1 protein-coding gene is annotated in these 1,010 nt (G+C 42.7%); it reads right to left on the reverse strand.

The genetic code is table 11. From position 1 onward, the window contains the following. Positions 1-803: 803 nt before the first annotated feature. On the reverse strand, positions 804-1,010 hold a 207-nt coding region (locus ACNOHI_RS24560), incomplete at its 5' end, for a hypothetical protein (protein WP_420477353.1).

Consider the following 1,010-nt stretch of genomic DNA (forward strand, 5'->3'; position numbering starts at 1 on the left):
GATCGAATGCAGGTTTCCCGAACGAAAGCAGCCGGAAGCGGCCAACTCAATGCTTTCTGAGACTCTGTTCAACTACTGGAGACCACCGTCAATAGCTCCGTACCTGTTAGACACTTATAGTGCAAAAAAGGGGGTATCGCAATTCCGCTTTTTACCAAAAAAGTTAATATCTTACGTTTCTTAGCTAAAACATACGTACAGGAACACCTGGGTTCTTCCTTTTGCCTGGTTCACCTGTTAACTAATACCCTTAACGATAATGATCACCGAAAAGGCGAAAATGGCCGGTTCCTATAAGTTATTTCTGGATGATCTCCGGTCAGTGCAGATGGTGTATCGCTGTTAACATTAGTTCCGCGGTGTCATCATCTATCATACCAGCCAGATTGTAGAATCCATGTCTCAGTCCGGAAAGCTTTGAAGATAACTTGTCAAAAAAGTCCCGCTCAATATTTTCCCCGCGTTTTACGGCCTTAAAAAAGCTTTCTCAATATCCTTAAACCAGCGCCAAAAGTCTGCATAGCTTTTTATGGAATGCTTTTCGCGGCTCTTTTAACATCCGGAAAATATCTGCCCTCTCGATATATATTTCTGGCACTGTCGTGGTATCAGTAAGAACCTTATCGTAATATCCAGGCTGGTTGAACATTAAGCATCATATCGTTACAGACGACAAGAGCTTTGGAACTAAATACAGGTTCGAGTAGCCTAGGTTTAGTGCGTGGAGATCTTTATCAACCAAGCTATATCAATCACCACAAATGCTTGAAGTGACAAGGAGAGCTTAACATCCTTTTTAAGATCTATAGTCCCCAATAATTGATAGTGTAGTAGAAGGCATCGATCATCCTTTGCTTCTGAGGATTGCTGGAACTTAAAATGATAGAACTATAGAAGTTGGCCTTGGGATCCCTGGATGCAAAATTATATTTCTCCAACAGGCCGCCTGCCTCCCGAAACCAGCGCCCGAAGGTAATATAGCGATTACGTCCTTTACCGTCACCATCCAT

Source organism: Noviherbaspirillum sp. ST9, from assembly GCF_048799745.1.
Lineage (GTDB): Bacteria > Pseudomonadota > Gammaproteobacteria > Burkholderiales > Burkholderiaceae_D > Noviherbaspirillum.